25 protein-coding genes and 2 pseudogenes are annotated in these 26,996 nt (G+C 69.7%); 22 read left to right on the top strand and 5 right to left on the bottom strand.

Annotated features, from left to right (window positions below; genetic code table 11):
• The first annotated feature begins 3 nt into the window (after window positions 1–3).
• The 8 genes and pseudogenes from OCH239_RS04445 to OCH239_RS04410 all read left to right on the top strand — a co-directional run bounded on the left by OCH239_RS04445 (window position 4) and on the right by OCH239_RS04410 (window position 8,351).
• Window positions 4–993 (top strand): ABC transporter ATP-binding protein, encoded by a 990-nt coding sequence (locus OCH239_RS04445; RefSeq protein ID WP_037259315.1) that lies wholly within the window; start codon window positions 4–6, stop codon window positions 991–993.
• Window positions 990–1,958, top strand: a complete 969-nt coding sequence (locus OCH239_RS04440; RefSeq protein ID WP_037259314.1) for an ABC transporter ATP-binding protein — start codon at window positions 990–992, stop codon at window positions 1,956–1,958. The genes OCH239_RS04445 and OCH239_RS04440 overlap by 4 nt, the downstream gene beginning before the upstream one ends.
• Window positions 1,959–2,099: 141 nt before the next feature.
• Window positions 2,100–3,110 (top strand): tryptophan--tRNA ligase, encoded by a 1,011-nt coding sequence (gene trpS, locus OCH239_RS04435; protein WP_037259312.1) that lies wholly within the window; start codon window positions 2,100–2,102, stop codon window positions 3,108–3,110.
• 213 nt (window positions 3,111–3,323) lie between these two features.
• Window positions 3,324–4,232, top strand: a pseudogene (locus OCH239_RS23470) (aminotransferase class IV); the annotation flags it as partial.
• Between the two features lie 81 nt (window positions 4,233–4,313).
• A pseudogene (gene pyrF, locus OCH239_RS23465) lies at window positions 4,314–5,135 on the top strand (orotidine-5'-phosphate decarboxylase); the annotation flags it as partial.
• 99 nt (window positions 5,136–5,234) lie between these two features.
• Window positions 5,235–6,287, top strand: coding sequence for a DUF2793 domain-containing protein (locus tag OCH239_RS04420; protein WP_037259310.1), 1,053 nt, complete (start codon window positions 5,235–5,237; stop codon window positions 6,285–6,287).
• 239 nt (window positions 6,288–6,526) lie between these two features.
• On the top strand, window positions 6,527–6,931 hold the full coding sequence (locus OCH239_RS04415) for a c-type cytochrome (RefSeq protein ID WP_084782135.1): 405 nt from the start codon (window positions 6,527–6,529) through the stop codon (window positions 6,929–6,931).
• 241 nt (window positions 6,932–7,172) lie between these two features.
• Window positions 7,173–8,351, top strand: a complete 1,179-nt coding sequence (locus OCH239_RS04410) for an MFS transporter (protein ID WP_037259309.1) — start codon at window positions 7,173–7,175, stop codon at window positions 8,349–8,351.
• A gap of 4 nt (window positions 8,352–8,355) precedes the next feature.
• Here the strand turns inward: OCH239_RS04410 and OCH239_RS04405 are convergent, their stop codons facing one another.
• The 4 genes from OCH239_RS04405 to crtD are packed head-to-tail and all read right to left on the bottom strand — an operon-like array spanning window position 8,356 to window position 11,890.
• On the bottom strand, window positions 8,356–9,069 hold the full coding sequence (locus OCH239_RS04405) for an LrgB family protein (protein ID WP_037259307.1): 714 nt from the start codon (window positions 9,067–9,069) through the stop codon (window positions 8,356–8,358).
• Window positions 9,062–9,424: a CidA/LrgA family protein gene (locus OCH239_RS04400; RefSeq protein WP_037259305.1), complete on the bottom strand. Its 363-nt coding sequence runs from the start codon at window positions 9,422–9,424 to the stop codon at window positions 9,062–9,064. The genes OCH239_RS04405 and OCH239_RS04400 overlap by 8 nt, the downstream gene beginning before the upstream one ends.
• A 55-nt stretch (window positions 9,425–9,479) precedes the next feature.
• Complete coding sequence (crtC, locus tag OCH239_RS04395; RefSeq protein WP_037259538.1) at window positions 9,480–10,355, bottom strand: carotenoid 1,2-hydratase; 876 nt, start codon at window positions 10,353–10,355, stop codon at window positions 9,480–9,482.
• Window positions 10,319–11,890 (bottom strand): 1-hydroxycarotenoid 3,4-desaturase CrtD, encoded by a 1,572-nt coding sequence (gene crtD, locus OCH239_RS04390; RefSeq protein ID WP_037259303.1) that lies wholly within the window; start codon window positions 11,888–11,890, stop codon window positions 10,319–10,321. The genes crtC and crtD overlap by 37 nt, the downstream gene beginning before the upstream one ends.
• A 102-nt stretch (window positions 11,891–11,992) precedes the next feature.
• On the opposite strand from crtD, the gene OCH239_RS04385 reads away from it, so the two are divergent.
• The 13 genes from OCH239_RS04385 (at window position 11,993) to dxs (ending at window position 25,291) form a co-directional block, all read left to right on the top strand.
• On the top strand, window positions 11,993–12,862 hold the full coding sequence (locus tag OCH239_RS04385; protein ID WP_037259301.1) for a polyprenyl synthetase family protein: 870 nt from the start codon (window positions 11,993–11,995) through the stop codon (window positions 12,860–12,862).
• Entirely contained in the window at window positions 12,862–13,986 is a 1,125-nt protein-coding gene (locus OCH239_RS04380) for a methyltransferase (RefSeq protein WP_051489255.1), read from the top strand. Before OCH239_RS04385 ends, OCH239_RS04380 begins: the two co-directional genes overlap by 1 nt.
• Before the next feature lie 135 nt (window positions 13,987–14,121).
• A complete protein-coding gene (gene bchC, locus OCH239_RS04375) occupies window positions 14,122–15,063 on the top strand; it encodes a chlorophyll synthesis pathway protein BchC (RefSeq protein WP_037259300.1) in 942 nt (313 codons plus the stop codon).
• Window positions 15,060–16,061 (top strand): chlorophyllide a reductase iron protein subunit X, encoded by a 1,002-nt coding sequence (locus OCH239_RS04370; protein WP_037259298.1) that lies wholly within the window; start codon window positions 15,060–15,062, stop codon window positions 16,059–16,061. Before bchC ends, OCH239_RS04370 begins: the two co-directional genes overlap by 4 nt.
• A gap of 74 nt (window positions 16,062–16,135) precedes the next feature.
• A complete protein-coding gene (gene bchY / locus OCH239_RS04365; RefSeq protein ID WP_037259296.1) occupies window positions 16,136–17,701 on the top strand; it encodes a chlorophyllide a reductase subunit Y in 1,566 nt (521 codons plus the stop codon).
• A 109-nt stretch (window positions 17,702–17,810) separates the two neighbouring features.
• A complete protein-coding gene (gene bchZ / locus OCH239_RS04360) occupies window positions 17,811–19,277 on the top strand; it encodes a chlorophyllide a reductase subunit Z (RefSeq protein ID WP_037259294.1) in 1,467 nt (488 codons plus the stop codon).
• On the top strand, window positions 19,274–19,498 hold the full coding sequence (gene pufQ / locus OCH239_RS04355; protein ID WP_037259292.1) for a cytochrome PufQ: 225 nt from the start codon (window positions 19,274–19,276) through the stop codon (window positions 19,496–19,498). The genes bchZ and pufQ overlap by 4 nt, the downstream gene beginning before the upstream one ends.
• Window positions 19,499–19,620: 122 nt before the next feature.
• Window positions 19,621–19,770, top strand: coding sequence for a light-harvesting antenna LH1, beta subunit (pufB, locus tag OCH239_RS04350; protein WP_037259290.1), 150 nt, complete (start codon window positions 19,621–19,623; stop codon window positions 19,768–19,770).
• 10 nt (window positions 19,771–19,780) lie between these two features.
• Window positions 19,781–19,942, top strand: a complete 162-nt coding sequence (pufA, locus tag OCH239_RS04345) for a light-harvesting antenna LH1, alpha subunit (protein WP_037259287.1) — start codon at window positions 19,781–19,783, stop codon at window positions 19,940–19,942.
• A gap of 159 nt (window positions 19,943–20,101) precedes the next feature.
• Window positions 20,102–20,959: a photosynthetic reaction center subunit L gene (gene pufL / locus OCH239_RS04340; RefSeq protein ID WP_051489254.1), complete on the top strand. Its 858-nt coding sequence runs from the start codon at window positions 20,102–20,104 to the stop codon at window positions 20,957–20,959.
• A 3-nt stretch (window positions 20,960–20,962) separates the two neighbouring features.
• On the top strand, window positions 20,963–21,976 hold the full coding sequence (pufM, locus tag OCH239_RS04335) for a photosynthetic reaction center subunit M (RefSeq protein WP_037259284.1): 1,014 nt from the start codon (window positions 20,963–20,965) through the stop codon (window positions 21,974–21,976).
• Between the two features lie 3 nt (window positions 21,977–21,979).
• Window positions 21,980–23,095, top strand: a complete 1,116-nt coding sequence (gene pufC, locus OCH239_RS04330; RefSeq protein WP_037259282.1) for a photosynthetic reaction center cytochrome PufC — start codon at window positions 21,980–21,982, stop codon at window positions 23,093–23,095.
• Between the two features lie 261 nt (window positions 23,096–23,356).
• Window positions 23,357–25,291, top strand: coding sequence for a 1-deoxy-D-xylulose-5-phosphate synthase (gene dxs / locus OCH239_RS04325; RefSeq protein WP_169733008.1), 1,935 nt, complete (start codon window positions 23,357–23,359; stop codon window positions 25,289–25,291).
• Between the two features lie 20 nt (window positions 25,292–25,311).
• Here dxs and trhO read toward each other — a convergent pair whose 3' ends face one another.
• The gene (gene trhO, locus OCH239_RS04320; protein ID WP_037259280.1) at window positions 25,312–26,223 is read right to left on the bottom strand and encodes an oxygen-dependent tRNA uridine(34) hydroxylase TrhO; all 912 of its coding nucleotides are present in this window, start codon (window positions 26,221–26,223) and stop codon (window positions 25,312–25,314) included.
• A 103-nt stretch (window positions 26,224–26,326) separates the two neighbouring features.
• Between trhO and pncA the strand changes: the two genes are divergently transcribed.
• A complete protein-coding gene (pncA, locus tag OCH239_RS04315) occupies window positions 26,327–26,923 on the top strand; it encodes a bifunctional nicotinamidase/pyrazinamidase (RefSeq protein WP_037259278.1) in 597 nt (198 codons plus the stop codon).
• The last annotated feature ends 73 nt before the right edge of the window (window positions 26,924–26,996 follow it).

The following is a 26,996-nucleotide window of genomic DNA, read 5'->3' as shown; positions in this document are numbered from 1 at the left end:
ACGATGCCTCTTCTCGAAATCCGCAACCTCTCGGTCGAGTTCTCGACCACGTCCGGCAAGTTCCGCGCCGTCGACGGGATCGACGTCACCGTCGAGCCGAACGACCTCATGGCCATCGTCGGCGAGTCGGGCTCGGGCAAGTCGGTCTCGATGCTCGCGGTGATGGGCCTTCTGCCCTGGACCGCGACGATCACCGCCGACGTCATGGCCTTCAACGGCCACGACCTGCGCGACATGACGGCCAAGCAGCGCCGCCGCATCATCGGCCGCGACATGTCGATGATCTTCCAGGAGCCGATGAGCTCTCTCAATCCGTGCTTCACGGTCGGCTTCCAGATCAAGGAAAGCCTGAAGAAGCACACCGACCTCGACCGCAAGGGCCGTCAGAATCGCGCGATCGAGCTGATGCAGCTCGTCGGCATCCCGGCCCCGGAAAAGCGCCTCAACGCCTTCCCGCACCAGCTCTCGGGCGGCATGAGCCAGCGCGCGATGATCGCCATGGCGCTCGCCTGCGAGCCGAAGCTCCTGATCGCGGACGAACCGACCACCGCGCTCGACGTGACGATCCAGGCGCAGATCCTCGAGCTCCTGACGAGCCTTCAGGAAGAGACCGGCATGGCGCTCATCCTCATCACCCACGACATGGGCGTCGTGGCCGAGACGGTGCGCCGCGTGCAGGTCCAGTACGCCGGTCAGAAGGTCGAGGAGCAGGAAGTCGGCGCACTCTTCGACGACCCGCACCACCCTTACACCGCCGCACTTCTCGCGGCGCTCCCCGAACGCGCGACCGAGCGGCGGCTGCCGACCATTCCGGGCGTCGTGCCGGGGCAATTCGACCGGCCTCAGGGCTGCCTCTTCTCGCCGCGCTGCCGCTTCGCCAACGCGCATTGCAAGGCGGTCGAGCCGGTGCAGGCCAGCCCCGAGATGGGTCTCGCCCTCTGCCATTATCCGCTGTCGCACGGCGAGCCAACGAACCGGGAGAAGGCGTCATGAGCGAGGCGATCCTCACCGCAGAAACCCTGCAGCGCCACTACGAGGTCGGCGGCGGCGCCTTCTCGAAGCCGAGCACCGTGCGCGCGCTCGACGGCGCGTCCTTCACGCTCGAGCCCGGCAAGACGCTCGCTGTGGTGGGCGAATCGGGCTGCGGCAAGTCCACGCTCGCCCGCGTCGTGACGATGATCGAGCCGCCCTCCGGCGGCACGCTCTCGATCCGCGGCAAGGAGGTCGGCCCCGAAGGCGCCTCCAGGGACCGCGACCTGCGCGCCATGGTCCAGATCGTCTTCCAGGACCCCTACGGCTCGCTCAACCCGCGCCAGACCATCGGCCAGACGCTGATGGAGCCGCTGAAGCTCAACCGCCCCGAGGTCTCCGCCAAGGAGCGCGAGACCCGCGCCCGCGAGATGCTGCGCATGGTGGGCCTGCGCGACGAGCATTTCGACCGCTACCCGCACATGTTCTCGGGCGGCCAGCGTCAGCGCGTCGCGGTCGGCCGCGCGCTGATGCTCGAACCCAAGATCCTCGTCCTCGACGAGCCGGTCTCGGCGCTCGACCTCTCGATCCAGTCCCAGGTGCTGAACCTGCTGATCGACCTGCAGGAGAAGTTCCAGCTCGCCTATCTCTTCATCTCCCACGACCTCTCGGTGGTGCGTCACCTCGCCGACGAGGTCATGGTGATGTATCTCGGCCGGCCGGTGGAGACGGGACCCAAGGACGAGGTCTTCTCCCATCCGCGCCACCCCTACACCCAGGCGCTTCTCTCGGCGACGCCGGTCGCCGACCCCCGGCACACGAAGAACCGCATCAAGCTCGAGGGCGAATTGCCCTCGCCGATGGCCGTGCCGAAGGGCTGCCCGTTCAACCCGCGCTGCTGGCGCGCGACGGAGGAGTGCCGGCAGGAGTTTCCCCCCTACGAGGGCGAGCGCCACCGCTACGCTTGCTACCACCCGATCGAGGACTGATCGGCTCCGGCCCTCGCCGGAGATGGAACCGAACACCGGGGCCGGACCACCTTGCGGGGGTCCGGCCCCGTCTCGTTTCCGCCTTGCATGTCGGGCCGGATCGGACCACATCTTCCCACCGATCCGAAGACGGGGGACGCCATGAGCAAGACGAAGTCGATCCTGACCGGCATCAAGCCGACGGGGCAGGTCCATATCGGCAATTACGCGGGTATGATCCGCCCGACGCTCGACCTGATGGCCTCCAACCCGGATGGCGACAATTACCTCTTCATCGCCAATTACCACGCGCTGAACTCGATCGGCGACGCGGGCCAGATCCGCCAGTTCACCCACGAGGTCGCCGCCTGTTTCCTCGCGCTCGGGCTCGACCTCTCGCACACCAACTTCTACCGGCAATCCGACGTGCCGGAGGTGTTCGAGCTGACGCAGGTGCTCTCGTCCGTGACGCCCAAGGGCCTGATGAACCGCGCCCATGCCTACAAGGCGGCGGTCGACGCCAACGCCGACAAGCCCTCGGCCCAGCCCGACGACGGCGTCAACATGGGGCTCTTCACCTATCCGATCCTGATGTCGGCGGACATCCTTCTCTTCGACGCGGACGTGGTGCCCGTCGGCAAGGACCAGATCCAGCACGTCGAGTTCGCCCGCGACATCGCGGGCTACTTCAACCGCCGCTACGACACCGAGTTCTTCACCCTGCCGGACCATTCGGTGCAGGAGAACCTCGAGGCCATCGTCGGTCTCGACGGCCGCAAGATGTCCAAGAGCTACGGCAACACGATCCCGCTCTTCGCGGACCCCAAGACGCGCCGCAAGATGATCAACAAGATCGTCACCGACAGCAAGCTGCCGGAAGAGCCCAAGGATCCCGACGGCAACACCGTCTACGAGCTCTACGCCGCGCTCGCCGAACCCGCCGAGGTGACGCATCTGCGGGCGCGCTTCGAAGAGGGCGGCATGGGCTACGGCGACGCCAAGCGCATCCTCGCCGACAAGCTCGACGAGCTCTTCGAGGTGCCGGCGGCGCGGTTCGCCGAGTACATGACCGACCCGGGCGAGCTCGAGGCGATGATGGAGAAGGCCTCGCGCCACGCCAAGGAGCGCGCCGCGGCCAAGGTCGAGGCGATGCGCACCCTGATCGGCACCTGATCCGCGCTCCGCGCGGCGAGGGCTCTGCCCTCGCGCTCCCGGGATATTTTCGTCAAGAAGAAGGGGCGGGCGCGGGGTGCCGGCTTCTTCGCGAGGCAGATGCCGACCGCACAAAAGGGCGCACACCGCGATTGCTCCCGGGGCCGCGTTTCGGCATCGCTTGCGCCGCGCGTGCGGGGCGGCATCATCGCGCGGCAAAAGGCAGGATTTCACATGACCCAGGCCCAGAAGAGCCACAGCACCCACAGCGCCACCGAGGACGCCCGCAACCGCGACATCCTGATCTGGGTGAACGGCAGGCTCCTGCACCGCAGCGCCGCCAAGGTCTCGGTCTACGATGCGGGCTTCCTCCTCGGCGACGGGATCTGGGAGGGGCTGCGGCTCCATGACGGCGAATGGGCGTTCCTGGGCGACCATCTCGACCGGTTCTTCGAGGGATGCCGCGCCATCGGCATGGATCCCGGCATCGACCGCGCCGGCCTCAAGGACGCCCTCGACGCCACCGCCGCGGCCAACGGCATGAGATCGGACGCCCATGCGCGCCTGATGATGACCCGCGGTCTCAAGGACAAGCCGTTCCAGCATCCGGGCCTCAGCACCTCCGGCAACACCCTCGTGATCATCGTAGAGCATTCCAAACCGGCCGAGACTCTGGCGGCGCGCGGCATCCGCCTCGCCACCGTGCCGCAGGTCCGCGGCCTGCCGCACAGCCAGGACCCCAAGCTCAACAGCCATTCCAAGCTCAACTGCATCATCGCCTGCGTGCAGGCCGAGGCGGCGGGCGCCGAGGAGGCGTTGATGCTCGATCCGCAGGGCTTCGTGAACACCACCAACGCCTGCAACTTCTTCATCGTCCGCCGCGGCGAGGTTTGGACCTCGACCGGCGATTACTGCATGAACGGCGTGACGCGCGCCAAGGTGATCGACCTCTGCCGCGCCAACGGCATCCCGGTGCGCGAGAAGAACTTCTCGCTCGCCGAGGCCTACGGCGCGGACGAGGCCTTCCTCACCGGCACGTTCGGCGCGCAGACCGCCGTCGCCTCGATCGACGGCAACCCGATCGGCGACGGCACCCGCCCGGTGACGGAGCGCATCCGCGCACTCTACCGCGACCTCGTCGCAGGCGACGTCGCGCAGCAGCAGGCCGCCCGGCCCGCACCCGCCGCGCCGGCCCCGCACCCCGCCGCCGACTTCGCCTCCCGCTTCGAGGCGCTTGCGGCGGAGCGTTCGCCCTTCTGCTTCGGCGCCGATCCCTCTCCCGCCATTCTCGAGGCGTGGGGCCTGCCGGTATCGGTCGCGGGCCTGCGGGAGTTCGTGTCGATCACGCTCGAGGCCATCGAGGAGGGCGTCGCGCTCCTTAAGCCCCAGGTCGCATTTTACGAGGCCTTCGGTCCGGCCGGCCTGCTTGAGTTGCAGCGTCTCATCACCGGCGCGCAGGCCCGCGGCGTCCTGGCCCTCGCTGACGCCAAGCGCACCGATATCGGCAATTCCGTCGCCGCCTACGGGCGCGCGTGGCTCGGCCCCGAAGGCTTCGGCGCCGATGCCATGACGCTCAGCGCCTATATGGGCGCGGGCACGCTCTCCCCGGTCCACGAGCACGCCGCCGCGACCGGCACCGGCACCTTCGTCGTCGTGCGCTCGTCGAACCCCGAGGGCGCCGCGCTGCAATCGGCCGAGGCGGGCGGAGAGGCCGTCGCCGACACGCTCGCCCGCGCCATCGCGGCCGAGAACGACCGCCTCGCCCCGAATGCCCCGGTCGGCCCCGTGGGCGCGGTCATCGGCGCGACGCTCGGCGCCGAGGCGGCGAGGACGGTCTCGCTCATGCCGAACGCGCTCTTCCTCGTCCCCGGCATCGGCGCGCAGGGCGCGAGCCTCGACGACCTCTCCCGGATCTTCGCGGGCGCCGGTCGGCGGGTCATCCCCACCTCCTCCCGTGCGGTGCTCGCGGCGGGACCGGACGTCGCGTCGCTGAAAGCCAGCATCGCCGAGACCCGCGACGCCGCCATGCGCCTGCGCGATCTCTGAGCGGAGGCTCTCGAGGCACGCAACGCGCGGCCCCCGCACGCGGTCTTCACGCGGCCCGGGGCAGCGTCGCCGCAACCCTTCCCACGCCGAGGTTGCCCGATGCCCGACACGTCGCCGATCCTGTCGCTGCCCTATCTCGCTCCCGCCCAGGCGCAGAAGCACGTCACCGTCAACGAGGCGCTGACCCGGCTCGACATCCTCGCCTGCCTCACCGTCCGCTCCCTCGGCGCCGAGACGCCGCCCGCTTCCCCGCAGGACGGCGAGGTCCACGCGCTCGGGCCCGCGCCGACCGGGGCATGGGCCGGACAGCCCGACATGCTCGCCGCCTTCACCGGGGGTGCGTGGCTCTTCCTTGCGCCGAAACCCGGCTGGCTCGCCGTCGAAGAGGCGACCGGCGCGCTTTACGTCCGCGGACCCGGCTTCTGGCGCGCCCCGCCGCTCGGTGCGGCAGAGATCGACAGGCTCGGCATCGGCGCGACGGCCGATGCCGGCAATCCGCTCACCGTCCGGGGGCCGGCGACGCTCCTCACCCATGACGGGGCGGGGCATCAGCTCAAGGTGAACAAGGCCGGCACGACCGAGACCGCCTCGCTGCTCTTCCAATGCGCCTGGTCCGGCCGCGCCGAGATGGGGCTCGCCGAAAGCGACGACTGGTCGATCAAGGTGTCGGCGGACGGATCGAACTGGATCACCGCGCTGACCTTCGACGCCGCCACGGGGCGCGCCGCGGGCGCCGCGGTGCAATCTGCGCCGGACGATGCCGGCCCGGGCAAGCTCATGCGCGCCGATTGGGGCTACGGACCCGGAACGCTTCTCGGCACAGTCTCGGAATCGGGCGGCACGCCCACCGGCGCCGCGATCGAAACCGGGAACGCCGCCACCGGCAGCTACACGCGGCTCGCGGACGGAACGCAAATCTGCCGCCACGCAGGCTTCGCCACCGCCTCGGGCGCGGCGGCGACATGGACCTTCCCGATGGCCTTCTCGGAGCCTCCCGCGGTCACCGCCACGCCGATTTCGGCCGGCGCCGCACGCCTCGTCACGATCTCCAACCGCAGCGCCACCGCGGTCGACGTCTCGAGCTTCGATGCCTCGGGATCGGACGCTGTCTCCCCCTCCTGCGACCTTGTGGCCATCGGCCGCTGGTTCTGACCGACGCGCATTCCTCGATCTGGCCGCGCCTCCGGAGGGCGCTAGATCCTCTCGAGCCGGTTCGAGGAGGAGCGGCATGAGGAGGCCGGTCACCATGTCCCCGCGCGACGGCGCACCCCCTCCGGGGTGCGACCTAAGAAAGGATATGACCCCGCCTGACGTTTCGGTAACACTTTGATCGTACGCTCTGCGCGGCACGGCGTATCGGTGACACGAGGAAGTCCCAAGAGAGGAAAACCATGTTAAAGAATTTGCTCGCCGCCACGGCGTTCGTGGCATTGCCAGCCGGTGCGGTCCTGGCGCAGGACGCCGCAGGCGACCCCGAGGCCGGGGAAAATGTCTTCCGCAAGTGCCAGGCCTGTCACATGGTCGGCGAGGACGCCCAGAACCGCGTCGGGCCCTCCCTGAACGGCGTGATCGGCCGCACCGCCGGCACGCTCGAGGACTTCAACTATTCCGACGCGATGGTCGCGAAGGGCGAGGAGGGTCTCGTCTGGTCCGCCGAGACGCTCATGCCGTATCTCGAGAATCCGCGCGAATACGTGTCCGGCACCAAGATGTCCTTCGCGGGTCTGCGCAAGGAGGAAGAGCGCGCCGACGTGATCGCGTATCTTCAGCAATTCTCCGAGGGCGGCGGCTCCTGATCCGCTCCGGGAGCGGCAGCGCGCCGCTCCGGAGAGCAGCCTGATCCCGGCCCGCGACGCATCCCCGCGCCGCGGGCCGTCTCGTTGAGGGCCGCGCCTGCCGTCACCGCCGGATCACCCTTGCAGCCAGGACAGGGCGCCTATGCGCTCTCCCGAGGTTGTCGCGGACGCGCCGCGACCTCACTCTCAGCGCTAACGCTGCAGTGCAGCACGTCCACTTGCGCATGTCCGGAGCACGACCATGACGACCGACAAGGCGCGGCACGCGTCCATCCTCCTTTCGCTGGCGCTCGGCGCCTTCGCCATCGGCGTCTCGGAATTCGCCGCGATGGGCCTTCTGCCGTTTTATGCCAGCGGGCTCGGCGTCTCCGAACCCGTCGCCGGCCACGCGGTCAGCGCCTATGCGCTCGGCGTCGTCATCGGCGCGCCCGTCCTCGCCGTGCTCTGCGCGCGCCTGCGCCGCCGCGCGGTCCTGATCGGCCTTATCCTCGCCTTCGCCGCCGCCAACCTGATCGGCGCCGTCGCGCCCTCCATGTCCGTGCTCACCGGCAGCCGCGTCCTCGCCGGCCTGCCGCACGGCGCCTATCTCGGCATCGCGATGCTCTTCGCAGCCGACCTCCTCCCGCGCGAGAAGCGGGCCCGGGGCGTCGCGCAGATCCTCTTCGGCCTGACGATCGCCAATGTCGTCGGCGTCCCTCTCGCCAGCGCCATCGGCCAGTCGGTGGGCTGGCGCAGCCTCTTCGTCATCGTCGCGCTCCTCGCCGTGGCCTCGGCGCTCTGGATCGCCCGCGTCGCGCCCGACCCCGATCCGGTGCAGGGCGCGAGCCCCCTGCGCGAGCTCGGCGCGCTGAAGAACCGGTCCGTCTGGCTCACGCTCGCCGTGGGCGCGGTCGGCTTCGGCGGCGTCTTCGCGGTCTATTCCTACCTCTCTGCGGCGATGATCGACGCCGCCAACGCACCCGGCTGGGCGATCCCGCTGGCGCTCTCGCTCTTCGGCGTCGGGGCGACCGCGGGCAACGTGCTCGCCGGGCGGCTCACCGAATGGTCGCAGATGGGCGCGGCGCTCGTCCTCCTCCTCGGCATGATCGCGACCTCGCTGCTCTATGCGAGCGTCATCGGCTCCTGGCCGCTGATGGCGATGAGCATCCTCGCGCTCGGCGTGACCGCGAGCCTCGTGATCCCGCTGCAGACACGGCTGATGGACGTGGCCGGAGACGCGCAGACGCTCGCCGCCGCGCTCAACCACGCCGCCTTCAACTTCGCCAACGCCCTCGGCCCGTTCCTCGCCGGCCTCGCCCTCGCCGCGGGGCATGGCTGGGCCTCGACCGGCATCGTCGGCGCGGGCCTCTCTGCGGGCGGCATCGTGGTCCTCGGCATCCTCTGGCTCGACAGCCGCCGCGGCGCGCTCGCCCCCGCCTGACGGCTCAGAGCAGCGCCACGATCAGCGGCGCGAGCACCGCCGTCAGCACCGCGTTGAGCCCCATCCCGATTCCCGCGAAGGCCCCCGCGGTCGAGTTGACCCGGAACGCGTGCGCGGTGCCGATCCCGTGCGCGGCGACGCCCACCGCAAAGCCCCGCGCCCGCCAATCGCGGATGCCAAGCGCGTTCAGCATCGGCGTCGCCATCACCGCTCCGGTGATCCCCGTCAGGATCACCAGCACCGCGGTCAGCGACGGCTGCCCGCCGATCGCCTCCGAGACGCCCAGCGCGACCGGGGCGGTCGCCGATTTCGGCGCGATCGACAGCAGCGTCTCGCCCCGCACGCCGAAGATCCAGGCCAGCCCCACCGCCGACAGGATCGCCGTCAGCGACCCCGCGAGAAGCGCCGCCGCCATCGGCAGCAGCGTCCGCCGCACCCGCGTGAGATTGTCGAAGAGCGGCAGCGCCAGCGCCACCGTCGCGGGCCCGAGCATGAAATGCACGAACTGCGCGCCCTCGAAATAGGTGGGATAGGGCGTCCGGGTGACCAGCAGCAGCGCCGACAGCAGGATCACCGCGATCAGCACCGGGTTCGCCAGCGGATGCCGCCCCGCGAGGTCCGACAGCCGCTCCGCCGTGACATAGGCCAGAAGCGTGACCGTCAGCCACAGCAGCGGATCCCGCGCGAGGTAGGTCCAGAGCTCGACAGCCTCATCCATCGCTCTCGTCCCCCGCTCCGGTCAGCCGCGCGACCCCGAGAAAGGCAAAGACCCCGGCGACGATGGCAAGCGCCGTCGATCCGATCAGCGCCCCGATCAGCGCGAGCCCGTTCTCGCCGAAGGTCGCGATATGCGCCGTGACGCCGACCCCCGCCGGCACGAAGAGCAGCGACAGATGCCCCAGCAGCCCCTGGCAGGTCGTGCGCATCCCGTCCGCGATGGCGGGCCGCGCGAGGAACAGGACGAAGAGCCCGGCAAGCCCGAGCACCGGACCCGGGATCGAGAGCCCGAGCCCCCGCGCGATGCTCTCGCCCGCGAGCTGAAAGACGAGAAGAACGGAGATGTTGCGGATCATGGGGCACCCTTTCGGTCTGCCCCGAGGCTAGCGGACCCGGCGGCGCCGGCAAGGTTCAGTCGCCGAACTCCCAGTTGCGCCGGCGCGGCACCCGGAGCGCGATCATCGGCTTCAGCCACGGCGAGCGGAACCGGTTGAGGTCGAGCGCCTCGTGCACGCCCACCGTCGTCTCGCCGTCCAGCACCGTCTCGACCATCGACCGCGAATAGAACGGCGCGTCGAGCATCGTCTTTACCTGCCGGGGCCGCGCGCCCTCGTCCCCCCGCGCTTGCCGCGGAATGCCCCAGAGCGTCCGCGACAGCTCCTGCCGCGGCGGCGGCGCGACGATCCCGGCCCCGCCCGACGCATCGAACCGCGCCGCGGTCGCCAGTTCGGAGCCGTCGCGCCGGACCGCGTCGTAGGTGGCGAGCGCGCCGTCCGCCGTCGGATACCGCCCCCAGGTCCAGCGCGAGAAATCCGCCTCGAGCGCCCGCGTCCCGAAATTCGCGTCGAAATAGCCGTGGCCCCTCCACTGCCAGCCCGCGGCCTCCATGTTCACCTCGATTCGCGACACCGGCGCGAAGGGCCGCCAGACATGCGCGCCGTCCGGGGTGAGCGGCATCTCCACCGCCGTCACCGCCTCGGGCGTCAGACGTATGGTGCCCTGCACCCGCCCGGGCAGCGGCGGCGCCGCCACCTCGTTCACCTCGATCACCAGCTCCGAGCCGTTCCAGTTCACTGCTGAGGGGCCGACCTGGAACCGCTGCGCGCTCTGCCGCAGCGCCGCCCGCCCGCGGTCCGTCATGGTGAAGCGCCCGCCCCGCCCGTAGGTCGCGACGTTGATGCAGACGTGGTTCTCCGGATCGCGCCGCCCCGACCACGCGTACCACGGCGAGAACACCGATCCGATGAAGGCTATGACCGAGATCGCCCGGGTGCCGTCGTCGCTGATCCCGTCGACATACCACCACGCGTAGCCGTCCGGCGGGACGGCGAGCGCGAAGCACGGTCCGTCCTTATCGCCTCGGCCGCGTGCCGTCCGGAAAGTGCCGCCATCGGCACCCCCGGACCCGGATGCACCCCGCCCCCCGCGAGGTAGAGGCCCGGAACCTTCGTCCGGGCCGTCGGGCGGGCGAAGGCCGCCATCGCCCCGTGCGGGCTCTGCCCGTAGAGGGAACCGGCGCTCCCCGGACACAGGGCTTCGAAATCCTCTTGCGTCGTCAACGCGGGCGGCTCCGGCGCCGGATCGATCCGGGCCCCGAACGTCTCCAGTGTCCGATGCGTGCGTGTCAGACATTCCGCAAATTCCTCATGCTCCTGGGGGTGCTGCGTGAGGGGCGCCGCATTGATGATGATCTCGAAGGCTTCGTCGGACGGCGGCGGGGAGCCGAACCCCCTATCCGCCGCGCAGAGATAGTGTGTCGGCCGGGACGCGATGCGGCCTTCCGCAATCGCCTCGAACTCCGGTCGAGGATCGTCGCGGAAGAAGACATTGTGATGACGGATCTCTGGCCCCGTCCATATGCCCCGGCAGGACCACACCCGGGCCGAGAGCGCGCGCGGCCGCCTCCGCGCTGCCTTGGCGATCCCCGTCAGGTGATCGCCAAGGAGCCCGGTCGCGAGCGCCCGCGGGTCGCCGTTGAAGACCACCGCGCTCGCGCGGCAGACGCGCCCATCCGAAAGACGCACGCCGGTCACGCCCGAGCCGTCCATCTCGATCCGGTCGACCGTCGTGCCGAGCATCACCTCCCCGCCGCGCGCCTCGATCAGGCCCGCGATGTCCGCGGCGAGCGCGGTCAGCCCGCCCGCGACGGTCCAGACCCCCGCCGCCTCCGCCTCCCAGATCAGCGACAGGAGCGCCGGGGAGGCATGGGGCGAGCCGCCCACATAGGTCGCATAACGTCCGAAGAGCTGCCGCAGCCGCGGATCGGTGAAGCTCCGCTCGAGGAGCCCCGCCAGCGACCGCCCCGGCGCCATGTCGCGTACGAGCCGCGGCTGCCGCGCCAGCGCGCGCGCGATCCCCGCGGGATCGGGCCGCGGCGCCGTCATGACCGGGGCAAGGAATCCCTCGAAGAGCCGCTTCGCCCGGGCCGAGAAGGCGCGGAACTCCGATTCCCCCCGCGCCCCGGCGAATTCCCGGATCGCCGCCGCGCTCGCCTCGGGATCGGCATGGAGGTCGAGCACCGCCCCGTCGCGCCAGAAATGCCGCGCGAGCACGTCCTGCCGCACGAGCCGCAGACGGTCGCCCAGCGACTCGCCCGCGGCCGCGTAGAGCGCGTCGAACACCCATTTCATCGTCAGCACCGTCGGGCCGCCCGGCGCGCCGTTGACCTCGCGGATCTTCCCGCCGGGCGCGGTCCCGCTGTCGATCACCCTCACCGGAACCCCGTCGCTCGCCAATGACAGCGCCGCGCAGAGCCCTCCGATCCCCGCGCCGACGACGATCACGGGGTCCGAGACTACGAGAGGGCGAGAGCCAGCAGACATGGGACAATTGTTGACAGGTCCCACAAGGCTGTCCAGTATTCTTTACACATGGGTGTAAGCTGCGACTGACATGGCGCCGCTGCCCGGAGCCGGGAGACCGCCATGGGCCTGACCGATCGCATCGATGCCGCCGTCACGACCGCCCTCACGCGGGCTGCGCCGCGAGGGCGGAGCGGCGCCCCCGAGCAGCTCTCGCACGCGCTCCATTATGCCTGCACGCCCGGCGGCGCGCGGATCAGGCCGACGATCCTGCTGTCGGTGGCAATGGCCTGCGGCGACGACCGGCCGGCGATCTCCGACGCCGCCGCCGCCGCGCTCGAGCTCATCCACTGCGCCAGCCTTGTCCACGACGACCTCCCCTGCTTCGACGATGCGGCGCTGCGCCGGGGCAAACCCTCGGTTCACCGCGCCTTCTCCGAACCGCTCGCCGTCCTGACCGGCGATTCGCTGATCATTCTCGCCTTCGAGACGCTGGCCCGCGCCGCCGTTCAGGATCCCGTGCGCGCCGTAGAGCTGATCGAGGTCCTTGCTCGCCAGACCGGAATGCCGGGCGGGATCTGCGCCGGGCAGGGCTGGGAGAGCGAGGCAACTATCGATCTCTCCGCCTATCACCACTCCAAGACCGGGGCGCTCTTCGTCGCCGCGACGCAGATGGGCGCGCTTTCGGCAGGGCAGGAGCCCGAACCCTGGTTCGATCTCGGCGCCCTCATCGGAGAGGCATTCCAGGTCGCCGACGATCTGCGCGACGCCTGCGAGACCGAGGCTCAGATGGGCAAGCCCGCCGGTCAGGACGCCGCCCACGGCCGCCCCAATGCCGTCGCCGAGCTTGGCCTCGCGGGGGCTGTCGCCCGGCTCAACGACATCCTCTCGGGCGCGATCGCCTCGATCCCGTCCTGTCCGGGCGAGGCAGCCCTGGCGCAGATGGTCCGCGCCCAGGCCGACCGCCTCATCCCGGTCGGCGCGCAGGCCTGATGGCCGCCCCGGCCGATCTCGCGCCCCGGCAGGGTCTGCGCGGCCGGTTTCTCGATCTCGTCTCATCCGCGCGATTCCAGTCCTTTGCCGCGCGTTTCCCCCTGACACGGCCCTTCGTGCGCCGCGAGGGCGAGGCGCTCTTCGACCTCGTCCAGGGCTTCGTCGCCAGTCAGGTCCTCGCCGCCCTCGTCGAGCTGCGCATCTGCCACCGTCTGGCCAACGCGCCCGAGGACGCCGCCACCCTCGGCGCGGCCACCGGCATTCCGGCCGACCGGATGCAGCGCCTTCTTCAGGCCGGCGCCGCGCTGAACCTCCTGCGCCGCCGCCGCGACGGGCGCTTCGACCTCACGCCCCGCGGCGCCGCGCTGATCTCGGTGCCGGGGCTTGAGGACATGATCGCCCATCACGACGTGCTCTACCGCGATCTCGCCGACCCGGTCGCCTTCCTGCGCGGCGAGACCGAGACCGAGCTCGCCCATGTCTGGCCCTACGTCTTCGGCGCGGGACGGGCCGAGGATCCTGCGCTCGCTCGCCGGTACTCGCATCTCATGGCCGAAAGCCAGCGCCTCGTGGCCGAGGACACGCTCGCCGCGGCGCCTCTCAAGGGCGTCCGCCACCTCCTCGATGTCGGGGGCGGCACCGGCGTCTTCGCCGAGGCCGCCGCGGACCGGCATCCGGAGCTCAGGGTCACGCTCCTCGACCTGCCGCAGGTGGTGGATGCCGCGCAGGATCGCCTGTCCCGCAGTCCCGTCGCGTCCCGGATCGCCTGCACACCCGGCTCCTTCCGGGACGACGACCTTCCAAACGGCGCCGACGCGATCTCCCTGATCCGGGTGCTCTACGACCATCGGGACGAGACCGTGCGCGCGCTCCTGGCCCGCGTCCACGACGCGCTTCCCCCGGGCGGAAAGCTTCTCGTCTCCGAACCGATGTCGGGCGGCGCGCGTCCCGACCGGGCGGGGGACGTCTATTACGCGCTCTACACGATGGCGATGCGCACCGGCACCGTCCGCTCCGCGGAGCAGATCGCCGCCCTCTGCCGCAAGGCCGGCTTCACCCGGATCAGCACGCCGCGCCCGCACAGACCCTTCGTGACCCGCGTCCTGCTCGCCCATCGCGAGTGACGCGTCCGAAGCCCTCAAAGCACCCTCTGTCCAGAATCGTTGACAGAGCGATATGTAAGAGTAATCTGACAGTGTGATGTAAACCTAGCTAGACAGCTTCCGCGAAGCAGTCGGCCAGGAGATCGGGAGGGTCGCATGCACACACACGCCGTGCTTCTGCAGAACCCGCGCGAGCTTTGCCTCGCGGACCTCTCCCTCACGGATCCGGGTCCCGAGGACATCGTCGTCGACATCCACCATTCCGGCATCTCCACCGGCACCGAGAAGCTCTTCTGGACCGGCGAGATGCCCCCGTTCCCCGGCATGGGCTACCCGCTCGTGCCCGGTTACGAGGCCGCCGGCGAGGTGGTCGAGGCCGGACCCGAGGCGCGCCTCACCCCCGGCACCCACGTCTTCGTCCCCGGCGCGAACTGCTACGACGGCGCGCACGGTCTCTTCGGCGGCGCGGCCTCCCGGATCGTCACGAAAGCCTCCCGCGTCACCCCGATCGACGCCGCCATGGGCCGTGACGGCGCGCTCCTCGCGCTCGCCGCCACCGCGCGCCACGCTATCGCCGGGCTCCGGGCGGACCTGCCCGAGCTGATCGTCGGCCACGGCGTTCTCGGACGGCTGCTGGCGCGCCTTACGATCGCCGCCGGCGGCGAGGCTCCCACCGTGTGGGAGATCGACCCCGGCAGACAGACCGGCGCGGCCGGCTACCCGGTCCTGCACCCCGATGACGATCCCCGCCGCGACTACGGCACGATCTTCGACGCCTCGGGCGATTCGGGCCTGCTCGACGCCCTCGTCGGCCGCCTCGCCAAGGGCGGAGAGCTGGTGCTCGCCGGCTTCTACAAGGACCGCATCGATTTCGCCTTCGCGCCCGCCTTCATGAAGGAGGCGCGCATCCGCATCGCCGCCGAATGGACGCCGGGCGACCTCGTCGCGACACGCGCACTCATCGAGACCGGAGCGCTCTCGCTCGCCGGTCTCGTCACCCACACGCGGCCCGCCGCGGCGGCGCCCGAGGCCTACGAGACGGCCTTCGGCGACCCCGCCTGCCTCAAGATGATACTCGACTGGAAGGATACGGCATGAAGGACGACGTCCCGAACCTGAAGGACTTCGACCGCCGCCTGCGCGACGAGGCGCACGAGGACCTTGCGGACGTGATCCCGCAGGAGGCCACGAAGAAGACCCAGATCATCGCCATCTACGGCAAGGGCGGCATCGGCAAGTCCTTCACGCTCGCCAATCTCAGCCACATGATGGCCGAGCAGGGCAAGCGCGTGCTGCTGATCGGCTGCGATCCGAAATCGGACACGACCTCGCTGCTCTTCGGCGGCAAGGCCTGCCCGACCATCATCGAGACCTCCACCAAGAAGAAGCTCGCCGGCGAGGAAGTGAAGATCGGCGACGTCTGCTTCAAGCGCGGCGGCGTCTTCGCGATGGAGCTCGGGGGCCCCGAAGTCGGCCGCGGCTGCGGCGGGCGCGGGATCATCCACGGCTTCGAGCTGCTCGAGAAGCTCGGCTTCCACGACTGGGATTTCGACTACGTCCTCTTGGACTTCCTCGGCGACGTGGTCTGCGGCGGCTTCGGCCTGCCGATCGCCCGCGACATGGCGCAGAAGGTGATCCTGGTCGGCTCGAACGACCTGCAGTCTCTCTACGTGGCCAACAACGTCTGCTCGGCGGTGGAATATTTCCGCAAGCTCGGCGGCAACGTGGGCGTCGCGGGGCTGGTCATCAACAAGGACGACGGCTCGGGCGAGGCGCAGGCCTTTGCCGAGGCGGTCGACATCCCGGTTCTGGCGGCGATCCCGCAGGACGACGACCTGCGCAAGAAATCCGCGAATTACCAGATCGTCGGCACCGCCCAGTCGCAATGGGGCGCGCTCTTCGCCGGCCTGGCCGAGGCGGTCGCGGGCGCGCCGCCGGTACGGCCCGCCCCGCTCGACCAGGACGGGCTGCTCGATCTCTTCGACGGATCGGACACCGGCGCGGGCGTCACGCTCGAGCCTGCCACCGATGCCGACATGCGCGGCAAATACGCCGCGCCCAAGGCCTCGCTCGAGGTGATCTACGACGAGGTCTGATTTCCATGTCCGGGACCGGGGGCCAGCCCCCGGACCCCCGGAGTATTTTCGCCAAGAAGAAGCCAGGGGGCGTCTTGACCAAGGAAGCGACATATGACGAGGCCGGCGCGGCGGAGGTGATCCGCTCCGAGGCGGAGCCTGGCGCCGATGTGCCTGCGGGCGGCGCGGACGGGCTCGGCTGTCATTCGGGCGCGGAGTTCGACAAGGCGGCGCGCGAGGCCGGCCAGTCGGAGCTGCTCGACCGCTATGCCGAGGATTACCCGCAAGGCCCCCACGACAAGCCGCAATCGATGTGCCCGGCCTTCGGCTCGCTCCGTGTCGGGCTGCGCATGAAGCGGGTCGCGACGGTGCTCTCGGGCTCGGCCTGCTGTGTCTACGGGCTCACCTTCGTCTCGCACTTCTACGGCGCGCGGCGCTCGGTCGGATACGTGCCGTTCTCGTCCGAGACGCTGGTGACGGGCAAGCTCTTCGAGGACATCCGCGACGCGGTCCACGAGATCGCCGATCCGGATCGCTACGACGCGGTCGTCGTCACCAATCTCTGCGTTCCGACCGCCTCGGGCGTGCCGCTGCGGCTTCTGCCGAAGGAGATCGACGGGGTGCGGATCGTCGGGATCGACGTACCGGGCTTCGGGATCCCGACCCATGCCGAGGCCAAGGACGTGCTGGCGGGAGCGATGCTCGATTATGCCCGCGCCGAAATCGAGGCGGGCCCCGTGGCCGCTCCGGATGCGCGCGTGACCGACCGGCCGACCGTGACCCTTCTGGGCGAGATGTTTCCGGCCGATCCGATGACGATCGGCGGTCTTCTGGCGCCGCTCGGCCTTGCCGTGGGGCCGGTGGTGCCCTGCCGCGAATGGCGCGAGCTCTATTCCGCGCTCGATTGTGGCGCGGTGGCGGCGATCCATCCGTTCTACACAGCCGCCTTGCGGGTCTTCGAAAGCGCGGGGCGGCCCGCCATCGGCTCGGCGCCCGTCGGCGTCGAGGGGACCGCGGCGTGGCTGGCGTCGATCGGCGTGGCCTTCGGGCTTTCGGCGGACAAGGTGGCCGCGGCGCAGAACGCCGCGCTGCCGGGGATCGAGGCGGCGCTCGCCGGGGCCCCGGTGTCGGGCCGGATCACGCTTTCGGGCTACGAAGGCTCGGAGCTTCTGGTCGCGCGTCTGCTGATCGAGAGCGGCGCCGAGATCCCGTATGTCGGCACCGCATGCCCGAAGACGCGCTTTGCCGAGGAGGATGCGGCCTGGCTCGAGGCGAAGGGCGCCCGGGTCAAGTTCCGCGCCTCGCTCGAGGACGACCTCGCCGCGATGGAGGAATTCGGGCCGGACCTCGCCATCGGCACGACGCCGGTGGTGCAGGCGGCCAAGGAACGGGGCCTGCCGGCGCTCTATTTCACCAACCTCATCTCGGCGCGGCCGCTGATGGGCGCCGCCGGAGCGGGCTCGCTCGCCGAGGTGGTGAATGCCGCGATGGCGGGCAGGGACCGCATGGACCGGATGCGCGGCTTCTTCGAGGGGGTCGGCGCGGGCGACACCGCGGGCGTCTGGGAGAAGACCCCGAACGTGCGCGAGGATTACCGCCGCCAGAACCTCAAGAAGCTCGAAAAGGCCGAGAAGGCCCGCAAAGCGCAGGAGATGATCTGATGGGCGCGCGGGTGACATGCGGGAAGGCCGGGGGCGCTGCCCCCGTCGTCGCCGGGGCGACGACTCCCCCGGAGTATTTTCGTCAAGAAGAAGCACGGGAGGGCACCCCATGCTGATCCAGGATCATGACCGGGCCGGGGGCTACTGGGGGGCGGTCTACGCCTTCTGCGCGGTGAAGGGCCTGCAGGTCGTCATCGACGGGCCCGTCGGCTGCGAGAACCTGCCGGTGACGAGCGTGCTGCACTACACCGATGCGCTGCCGCCGCACGAGCTGCCCATCGTGGTGACCGGGCTCGGCGAGGAGGAGCTTGGCCGCGACGGCACCGAGGGCGCGATGAAGCGGGCCTGGGGCACGCTCGATCCGGCGCTGCCGGCGGTCGTCGTCACGGGATCCATCGCCGAGATGATCGGCGGGGGCGTCACGCCCGAGGGCACCAATCTGCAACGCTTCCTGCCGCGGACCATCGACGAGGACCAGTGGGAGGCCGCCGACCGGGCGATGACCTGGATCTTCACCGAGTTCGGCATGACCAAGGGAAGGATGCCGCCCGAGAAGAAGCGCGAGAAGGGCGCGGCCCCGCGCGTCAACATTCTCGGGCCGATGTACGGCACCTACAACATGCCCTCGGACCTCGCCGAGATCCGCCGCCTGATCGAGGGGATCGGCGCCGAGGTGAACATGGTCATGCCGCTCGGCAGCCATCTCGCCGAGATGCGCAACCTCGTGAATGCCGACGTCAATGTCTGCATGTACCGCGAATTCGGCCGCGGCCTCGCGGAATGCCTCGGCAAGCCCTATCTGCAGGCGCCGATCGGGATGGAGAGCACCACGCGCTTCCTGCGCAAGCTGGGCGAACTCACCGGCCTCGATCCCGAGCCCTTCATCGAGCGCGAGAAGCATTCGACGCTGAAGCCCGTCTGGGATCTCTGGCGTTCGGTCACGCAGGATTTCTTCGCGACCGCCTCCTTCGGGATCGTCGCGAACGAGACCTATGCCCGCGGCATCCGCAACTACCTCGAGAGCGATCTCGGGCTGCCCTGCGCCTTCGCCGTGGCGCGCGTCGCCGGCAAGAAGACCGACAACGACGCGGTGCGCAGCATGATCGCGCAGGAACGCCCCATCGTGGTGCTCGGCTCGATCAACGAGAAGATGTACCTCGCCGAGGCCAAGCGCGGCCACGGACCCCAGCCCGCCTTCATCCCGGCGAGCTTTCCCGGCGCCGCGATCCGCCGGCATACCGGCACGCCCTTCATGGGCTACGCGGGGGCGACGTATCTTCTGCAGGAGGTGTGCAACGGGCTCTTCGACGCGCTCTTCCACATCCTGCCGCTCGGCTCGGCGATGGACGCCGGCGCGGCCACGCCGACGCCGATGCGCCGGGACTTCCCGTGGGACGCGGACGCGCAGGCGGCGCTCGACGCCATCGTCGCGCGCCACCCGGTCCTGACCCGGATTTCCGCCGCCAAGGAATTGCGCGACGCCGCCGAGGCGGCCGCGCTGAAAGAAGGGGCCGAGCGCGTCGTGCTCGAAACCGTGCAAGCCCTCGACCCAAGCCAGGGAGGAGTTTCCCGATGACCGACTTCACCAGCGACATGCCGCGCCGCCGCGCGCACGCGACCAAGCGGGGCGCCGAATTCGTGTTCTATTTCAGCCTGATCTTCGTGCTGGCGATCCCCTTCGTCACCGGCGGCTGGCTGCTCGACGTGTTCCAGAAGCAGACGCTCAACCTGCACGGGCCGCTGGCCCGCGCCTGGGCCGAGGCCGACCGGATCACGCCGATCCTTTTCTCGGCCTGAGCGCCGAGTGACCGAAATGCCCGTCCCTGGCTCGGGGGCGGACAGCCCGGAGGGCATACCGCCCCGAGGGACCCGGCCGCGAGGGCTTCGCGGCGTCAGCATAACGTTCCGGAGGAAAGTTCATGGCTGATCCGACCGACCTGTCCTTCACAGGTCTCACCGACGAGCAGGCGCAGGAACTGCATTCCGTCTACATGAGCGGCCTCTGGCTGTTCTCGGCGGTCGCAGTGGTGGCTCACTTGGCCACCTTCATCTGGCGCCCGTGGTTCTGAGGAGCGGGAAATGGCAAAGTTCTACAAGATCTGGCTCATTTTCGACCCGCGCCGCGTGTTCGTGGCGCAGGGCGTGTTCCTCTTCCTGCTCGCCGTCATGATCCACCTCGTCGTTCTGTCGAACGGCGTGAACTGGTTCGAGACGGCCGCCGCCGCAGGTGGCGCAGGCTGATCGGGACCGGCGGGGCCCGCGGGGCCCACGCTTCGTCGATTGCACAGGCCGCGGGCGGGAGGCGTATCCCGCGCCCGCCCGCGGCAAACGGGACGTGAGGATTGGGCGGCACCCCAGGGGATTAACACCGAACGCGCCGCCAGAACGCGGAGACGGAAGATGGCACTGCTCAGCTTCGAAAAGAAATATCGCGTCCGCGGAGGGACGCTCGTCGGCGGCGATCTGTTCGACTTCTGGGTGGGCCCTTTCTACGTGGGCTTCTTCGGGGTCACGACCGCCTTCTTCGCCCTCCTCGGCACTATACTCATATTCTGGGGGGCGGCCCATCAGGGCACGTTCAACCCCTGGCTCATCAACATCCCGCCGCCCGATCTCAGTTACGGGCTCGGCGCCGCGCCTCTGATGGAGGGCGGGCTCTGGCAGGTCATCACGATCTGCGCGACGGGCGCCTTCATCTCCTGGGCGCTGCGCGAGGTCGAGATCTGCCGCAAGCTCGGCATGGGCTACCACGTGCCTTTCGCCTTCGGCTTCGCGATCCTCGCCTATGTCACGCTCGAGATCTTCCGCCCGCTCCTGCTGGGCGCCTGGGGGCACGCCTTCCCCTACGGGATCTTCAGCCATCTCGACTGGGTGTCGAACGTCGGCTATTCCTACCTGCACTTCCACTACAACCCGGCGCACATGCTGGCGGTGACCTTCTTCTTCACCACCACGTTCGCGCTCGCGCTGCATGGCGCGCTCATCCTCTCGGCGGCCAACCCCGAGAAGGGCGAGGCGATGAAGACGCCCGACCACGAGGACACGTTCTTCCGCGACTTCATCGGCTATTCCGTGGGCACGCTCGGCATCCACCGCATCGGTCTTCTGCTCGCGCTCAATGCCGGGTTCTGGTCGGCGGTCTGCATCATCATCTCGGGGCCCGTCTGGACCCGCGGCTGGCCCGAATGGTGGAACTGGTGGCTCGAGATGCCGATCTGGGGGCCGAATGCCGGCGCCCTCGTGACGGGAGGGATGTAGACCATGTCTTGGAAACCCGAATATCAGAACATCTTCACCCAGACGCAGGTCGCTGGCACCCCGGAATGGGGGCTCGACGACAGCGGAAGGATGATGGAGGAACGCGCCGTCGAGCCGTTCTTCTCCAACCTCGCCGGCTGGTTCGGCAACGCCCAGATCGGGCCGATCTATCTCGGCTGGACCGGGCTCGTCTCGGCGGCGACCTTCATCATCGCGCTCAACATCGTCGGCTTCAACATGCTGGCGCAGGTGAACTGGTCGATCCCCGAATTCATCCGGCAGGGCTTCTGGCTCGCGCTCGAACCGCCGAGCCCCGAATACGGGCTCAAGATCCCGCCGCTCTATGACGGCGGCTGGTACATCATCGCGAGCTTCTTCCTGCTCGTTTCGGTGATGACCTGGTGGTACCGCTCGTGGGAGCTCGCCGCCCAGCACAAGATGGGCAAGCACGTCTTCTGGGCCTTCGGCTCGGCGATCTGGCTGTTCCTGGTGCTCGGCCTCTTCCGCCCGATCCTGATGGGCTCCTGGTCCGAGGCGGTGCCCTACGGCATCTTCCCGCATCTCGACTGGACCACGGCGTTCTCGATCCGCTACGGCAACCTCTACTACAACCCGTTCCACTGCCTCTCGATCGTCTTCCTCTACGGCTCCGTGCTGCTCTTCGCGATGCACGGCGCGACGATCCTGGCCGTCACCCGCTACGGCGGCGACCGCGAGCTCGAACAGATCGTCGACCGCGGGACCGCGTCCGAACGGGCGGCGCTCTTCTGGCGCTGGACCATGGGCTTCAACGCCACGATGGAAGGTATCCACCGCTGGGCGTGGTGGTTCGCGGTGCTGACGCCGATCACCGGCGGGATCGGCATCCTGCTCACCGGCACCGTCGTCGACAACTGGTTCGTCTGGGCCCAGGAGCACCACTTCGCCCCCGCCTATGACGGCTCCTACGGCTACGAGGCCTACGGCATCGACTACCAGGGCTTCATCGGCCGGGGCGTCACTGAGGGAGGAGAGTGAGTCATGCTGCCCAAGTGGTTCAATGACTGGAACCGGGACAGGCCCGCCGACATCTACGGGCCGGCCATCCTGGTGGGCGTCGCGGGCGCGGCGATCATCGTCGCCGCCGCCCTTGTCAGCCTCGGCCAGCCCGCCCCGACCAAGGCCATGCAGACCGGCCCCGCCGGCACCGGCATGAGCCAGGTGGAATTCGTGGGCGAGGTCACCGACGTCGATCCGACGCTGGCGAATTACTACACCGAGGCGCCCTACGAGGTGACCGGGGACGAGCCGCTGGCCCGCGACATCTACGAGAACGTCCAGGTTCTCGGCGGGCTGACGGAGGACAACTTCAACCGGGTCATGCTCGGGATCACCCAGTGGGTCGCCCCCGAGCAGGGCTGCGCCTATTGCCACGGCAATGGCGGGCTCGAGACCTATGCGGAGGACAATCTCTACACCAAGGTCGTCTCGCGCCGGATGATCGAGATGACCCAGAACATCAACGAGGCCTGGATCGGGCACGTGCAGTCCAACGCCGAGGTCGGTGTGAACTGCTACACCTGCCACCGCGGCCAGAACGTGCCGTCGGACATCTGGTTCAGGATCACCCCGCTCGGCGACACGATGGAGGGCTGGGGGGCGGTGCAGAACCGCGTGACGATGCAGTCGCAATACACCTCGCTGCCCTCGGACGCGCTCGAGACCTACCTGCTCGAAGACCAGCCGATCGGCGTCCACGACTTCCAAAGCCACGTCGACAGCGATCCCACCGATCCCAACACGGCAACGTGGCAGGATGCCGAGCGGACCTACTCGCTGATGAACTACGTCAGCAACTCGCTCGGGGTGAACTGCACCTTCTGTCACAACACCCGCGCCTTCAACGACGGCGGGCAGGTGACGCCGCAATGGGCCACCGACAGTCTCGGCATCGCGATGGTGAAGGAGATCAACCTCGACTACCTCGTACCGCTCAAGGACGTCTATCCCGAAAGCCGGCTCGGCCCGGTGCACGGCGACGCGCCCAAGGCCGCCTGCCGCACCTGCCACAAGGGCTACCAGCAGCCGATGCAGGGCCTGAACGCGATCGCAGACTGGCCCGAACTCGCCACGACCGGGGACCCGGTCTACGAGTGACGACCCCCGCGGGGCGGCCGCACGTGCCGCCCCCCGAAGACCCGGGAGCGGCGCCACCGCCGCTCCTCGACCACCGGGAGCGGCGCCAACGCCGCCCCCAAGCCGAATTCGCGGGCACCTGTCTTCCCGGGGGGCCGCGGATGCCCGGGGGCCAGCCTCCCGGATCGTCCTGTTGGCTACAGGATCCGGGCGCCGCGTCTCCGAGGCATCCCCGTCTCGGGCACGCGGCGCCTCTCGCGTCTCGCTGAGGAGGAGAGCGACATGACCGATATGCCGATCATTCAGGACCGTCCCCCGACGCCGACGCTCGACCGCGTCGCCGGGCCTGCGGACCTCCGCCGGCTCTCCGACCGGGACCTCGCGCGCCTCGCCGCAGAACTCCGCGCCGAGACGATATCCGCGGTCTCCGAGACCGGCGGCCATCTCGGCTCCTCGCTCGGCGTGGTCGAGCTGACGGTGGCCATCCACGCGGTCTTCAACACCCCTGCCGACAAGCTGATCTTCGACGTCGGGCACCAGTGCTACCCGCACAAGATCCTCACCGGGCGCCGCGACCGCATCCGCACCCTGCGCCAGAAGGACGGCCTTTCGGGCTTCACCAAGCGCGCCGAGAGCGAGCACGACCCCTTCGGCGCCGCCCATTCCTCGACCTCGATCTCCGCCGCGCTCGGCTTCGCGGTGGGGCGCGACATGGGCCGCCCCGTGGGCGACGCCATCGCGGTCGTCGGCGACGGCGCGATCAGCGCCGGCATGGCCTACGAGGCGCTCAACAACGCCGGCGCCGAGGGCCGCCGTCTCTTCGTCATCCTCAACGACAACGAGATGAGCATCGCGCCGCCCGTCGGCGCCATGTCGGCCTATCTCTCGCGTCTCTGGGGCGCCGAGCCCTTCGCGCAGATGAGCAAGCTCGCCGAGGGTCTCGAGGCGACGCTCCCCTCGCCGATGCGCGAGGGCGCCCGCCGGGCCCGCGCGCTCGTTACCGGATCGGGCCACGGCACGCTCTTCGAGGAGCTCGGCTTCGACTATGTCGGCCCCATCGACGGGCACGACATGGGACAGCTCCTGACCGTCCTGCGCAACGCCCGCGCCAGGGCGACGGGGCCGGTCCTCATCCATTGCTGCACGGTCAAGGGCAAGGGCTACGCCCCGGCCGAGACCAGCGCCGACAAGTATCACGGCGTCGCGAAGTTCGACGTCGAGAGCGGCACCCAGAAGAAGGGCAAGGGCGGCCCGCCCGCCTACACCAAGGTCTTCGGCGAAGCGCTGACCGATCTCGCCGCCCGCGATCCGAACGTCGTCGCGATCACCGCCGCCATGCCCGCGGGCACCGGCGTCGACATCATGGCAAGGCGCTTTCCGTCCCGCGTCTTCGACGTCGGCATCGCCGAGCAGCACGGCGTGACTTTCGCCGCGGGCCTAGCGGCCTCGGGACTGAAACCCTTCGCCGCGATCTACTCGACCTTCCTGCAGCGTGGCTACGACCAGGTCGTGCACGACGTCTGCCTGCAGAACCTGCCCGTCCGCTTCGCCATCGACCGCGCGGGCCTCGTCGGCGCCGACGGGCCGACCCATGCGGGCGCCTACGACATCGCGTATCTCTCGTGCCTCCCCGGCATGACGGTCATGGCCGCCGCCGACGAGGCCGAGCTCGTGCACATGGTCGAGACCGCCGCCGCACATGACGAAGGCCCCATCGCCTTCCGTTATCCCCGCGGCGCGGGCACCGGCGTGACCCTGCCCGAACGCGGCGAGGTGCTGACGATCGGCAAGGGCCGCGTCCTGATCGAGGGCAGCGACGTCGCGATCCTCTCCTTCGGCGCGCATCTCCAGCCCGCGCTCGAAGCTGCCGAAATGCTCGAGGCCGAGGGCATCAGCTGCACGCTCGCCGACGCGCGCTTCGCCAAGCCGCTCGACATGGACCTGATCCGCCAGCTCGCCCGGCACCACCGCGCGCCCGTCACGGTCGAGCAGGGCTCCGGCGGCGGCTTCGGCGCGCGCGTGCTCGAGGCGATGGCGGGCGAGGGCCTTCTCGACACAGGCCTCGCTGTGCGGACGATGACGCTGCCCGACCGCCTGATCCATCAGGCGAGCCCGGCCGAGATGTACGAGGATGCGGGCCTCAACGCTCTGGATATCGCGGCCCGGGTGCGTATGAGCGTCGAGCGCCGCGAGACGGTTGTGCCGTTCCGGGCCTGACCGGGGCCGGGCTGCGCTGACTAGTCGGCGTCCCGCGCGAGATGCGTCTCGCCGCGCGCCTGGGCGAGCACGATCTGCCGCTGCCGCTCGCGGAAGCGCGCCTTGTCCTCCGCGCTCGTCTCGGCCGCGCAATGATGGCAGGCGACGCCCTCCTCGAACTCGGGTCGCGCGCGGTCCCCGGGCAGGATCGGCCTCCGGCAGGCATGGCAGAGCTCGTGCGGGCCTTCGCGCAGCCCGTGCCCGACCGACACCCGCCCGTCGAAGACGAAGCACTCGCCCTGCCACGCGCTCCGCTCCTCCGGCACCTCCTCGAGATATTTCAGGATGCCGCCCTTGAGGTGGTAGACCTCGCTTGCCCCCTGCGCGAGCAGCCAGTTCGTCGATTTCTCGCAGCGGATGCCGCCGGTGCAGAACATCGCGACGCGCTTGCCCTCGAAGCGCTCCTTGTTCTCCTCCCACCACGCGGGAAAGTCCCGAAAGCTCTCGGTCTTCGGATCGACCGCCCCCTCGAAGGTTCCGATGGCGACCTCGTAATCGTTGCGGGTGTCGATCACCGCGACATCCGGCTGGCGGATGAACTCGGTCCACTCGGCGGGCTCGACGTAATGCCCCGTCCGCGCCCGCGGATCGACGCCCTCCTGCCCGAGCGTCACGATCTCCTTCTTCAGCCGCACCTTGAGCCGCGCGAAGGGCCGCTCCGAGGCGGCGGAGTATTTCACCTCGAGATCGTCGCAGCCGGGCAGGGCGCGCACATGCTCGATCACCCGCGCAACGCCCGCCTCCGGCCCGCCGATCGTGCCGTTGATCCCCTCGGTCGCCAGCAGCAGCGTGCCGGTCACCTCCCCCTCGCGCGCGACCGCCTCCAGCGCCGGTTTCAGCGCGGCGGGGTCGGGGAAGGGCGTGAAGTGATAGAGCGCGGCGACGGTATACATGGCGTGCAGATAAGGCAGCGCTCCCCCCGCGATCAAGGCCCGGACTTGCGGCGCGCGCGCGTGCGGCTAGGCTTTGCCGTCGAACGACCCGGGGAGAACGGACATGCAGGCGCTCATCGTGATCGACGTGCAGAGGGATTTCTGCGAGGGCGGCGCGCTCGCCGTGCCGGGCGGCTCGGAGGTGGTCGCGCCGATCAACGCCCTCATGTCCGAGGCCGGCGCGGTGGTGCTGACGCAGGACTGGCACCCCGCGGGCCATTCCTCCTTCGCCTCGCAGCATGAGGGCAAATCCCCCCTCGAAACGGTCGAGATGCCCTATGGAACCCAGGTCCTCTGGCCCGACCATTGCATGCAGGGCACGCAAGGCGCCGAGTTCCACGAAGACCTCGACACAGCCCGCGCCGAGATGATCGTCCGCAAGGGCTTCCGCCCCGGCATCGACAGCTATTCGGCCTTCTTCGAGAACGACCACGAAACCCCCACCGGCCTCGCCGGGTACCTCCGCGAGCGCGGCATCGAGGATCTGACCTTCGTCGGCCTCGCCTACGACTTCTGCGTCGCCTGGTCCGCCCTCGACGCCGCGAAGCTCGGCTTCCGCGCGACCGTGCGCGAGGATCTCTGCCGCGCCATCGACGCGGACGGCTCGAAGGCCGCCGCGCGCGCCCGCATGCAGGACGCAGGCGTCACACTCGCCGGCTGACAGGTTGTCGCGGCCCGGTCTTTGCGGTTTAGCTGGTCCGGCCCGAAAATCCGCGCCCCGACGACAGGACATC

Source organism: Roseivivax halodurans JCM 10272, assembly GCF_000521785.1.
Classification (GTDB): domain Bacteria; phylum Pseudomonadota; class Alphaproteobacteria; order Rhodobacterales; family Rhodobacteraceae; genus Roseivivax; species Roseivivax halodurans.
The sequence above is the reverse complement of the archived record's forward strand: the minus strand, read 5'-3'. Positions and strand labels throughout refer to the sequence as shown.

What these genes read in the sequence shown, in the direction of transcription:
- OCH239_RS04445 (WP_037259315.1), top strand. Translation starts at nt 4, where the DNA reads ATGCCTCTTCTCGAAATCCGCAACCTCTCGGTCGAGTTCTCGACCACG.
- OCH239_RS04440 (WP_037259314.1), top strand. Translation starts at nt 990, where the DNA reads ATGAGCGAGGCGATCCTCACCGCAGAAACCCTGCAGCGCCACTACGAG.
- trpS (WP_037259312.1), top strand. Translation starts at nt 2,100, where the DNA reads ATGAGCAAGACGAAGTCGATCCTGACCGGCATCAAGCCGACGGGGCAG.
- OCH239_RS04420 (WP_037259310.1), top strand. Translation starts at nt 5,235, where the DNA reads ATGCCCGACACGTCGCCGATCCTGTCGCTGCCCTATCTCGCTCCCGCC.
- OCH239_RS04415 (WP_084782135.1), top strand. Translation starts at nt 6,527, where the DNA reads ATGTTAAAGAATTTGCTCGCCGCCACGGCGTTCGTGGCATTGCCAGCC.
- OCH239_RS04410 (WP_037259309.1), top strand. Translation starts at nt 7,173, where the DNA reads ATGACGACCGACAAGGCGCGGCACGCGTCCATCCTCCTTTCGCTGGCG.
- OCH239_RS04405 (WP_037259307.1), bottom strand. Translation starts at nt 9,069, where the DNA reads ATGGATGAGGCTGTCGAGCTCTGGACCTACCTCGCGCGGGATCCGCTG.
- OCH239_RS04400 (WP_037259305.1), bottom strand. Translation starts at nt 9,424, where the DNA reads ATGATCCGCAACATCTCCGTTCTTCTCGTCTTTCAGCTCGCGGGCGAG.
- crtD (WP_037259303.1), bottom strand. Translation starts at nt 11,890, where the DNA reads ATGTCTGCTGGCTCTCGCCCTCTCGTAGTCTCGGACCCCGTGATCGTC.
- OCH239_RS04385 (WP_037259301.1), top strand. Translation starts at nt 11,993, where the DNA reads ATGGGCCTGACCGATCGCATCGATGCCGCCGTCACGACCGCCCTCACG.
- OCH239_RS04380 (WP_051489255.1), top strand. Translation starts at nt 12,862, where the DNA reads ATGGCCGCCCCGGCCGATCTCGCGCCCCGGCAGGGTCTGCGCGGCCGG.
- bchC (WP_037259300.1), top strand. Translation starts at nt 14,122, where the DNA reads ATGCACACACACGCCGTGCTTCTGCAGAACCCGCGCGAGCTTTGCCTC.
- OCH239_RS04370 (WP_037259298.1), top strand. Translation starts at nt 15,060, where the DNA reads ATGAAGGACGACGTCCCGAACCTGAAGGACTTCGACCGCCGCCTGCGC.
- bchZ (WP_037259294.1), top strand. Translation starts at nt 17,811, where the DNA reads ATGCTGATCCAGGATCATGACCGGGCCGGGGGCTACTGGGGGGCGGTC.
- pufQ (WP_037259292.1), top strand. Translation starts at nt 19,274, where the DNA reads ATGACCGACTTCACCAGCGACATGCCGCGCCGCCGCGCGCACGCGACC.
- pufB (WP_037259290.1), top strand. Translation starts at nt 19,621, where the DNA reads ATGGCTGATCCGACCGACCTGTCCTTCACAGGTCTCACCGACGAGCAG.
- pufA (WP_037259287.1), top strand. Translation starts at nt 19,781, where the DNA reads ATGGCAAAGTTCTACAAGATCTGGCTCATTTTCGACCCGCGCCGCGTG.
- pufL (WP_051489254.1), top strand. Translation starts at nt 20,102, where the DNA reads ATGGCACTGCTCAGCTTCGAAAAGAAATATCGCGTCCGCGGAGGGACG.
- pufM (WP_037259284.1), top strand. Translation starts at nt 20,963, where the DNA reads ATGTCTTGGAAACCCGAATATCAGAACATCTTCACCCAGACGCAGGTC.
- pufC (WP_037259282.1), top strand. Translation starts at nt 21,980, where the DNA reads ATGCTGCCCAAGTGGTTCAATGACTGGAACCGGGACAGGCCCGCCGAC.
- dxs (WP_169733008.1), top strand. Translation starts at nt 23,357, where the DNA reads ATGACCGATATGCCGATCATTCAGGACCGTCCCCCGACGCCGACGCTC.
- trhO (WP_037259280.1), bottom strand. Translation starts at nt 26,223, where the DNA reads ATGTATACCGTCGCCGCGCTCTATCACTTCACGCCCTTCCCCGACCCC.
- pncA (WP_037259278.1), top strand. Translation starts at nt 26,327, where the DNA reads ATGCAGGCGCTCATCGTGATCGACGTGCAGAGGGATTTCTGCGAGGGC.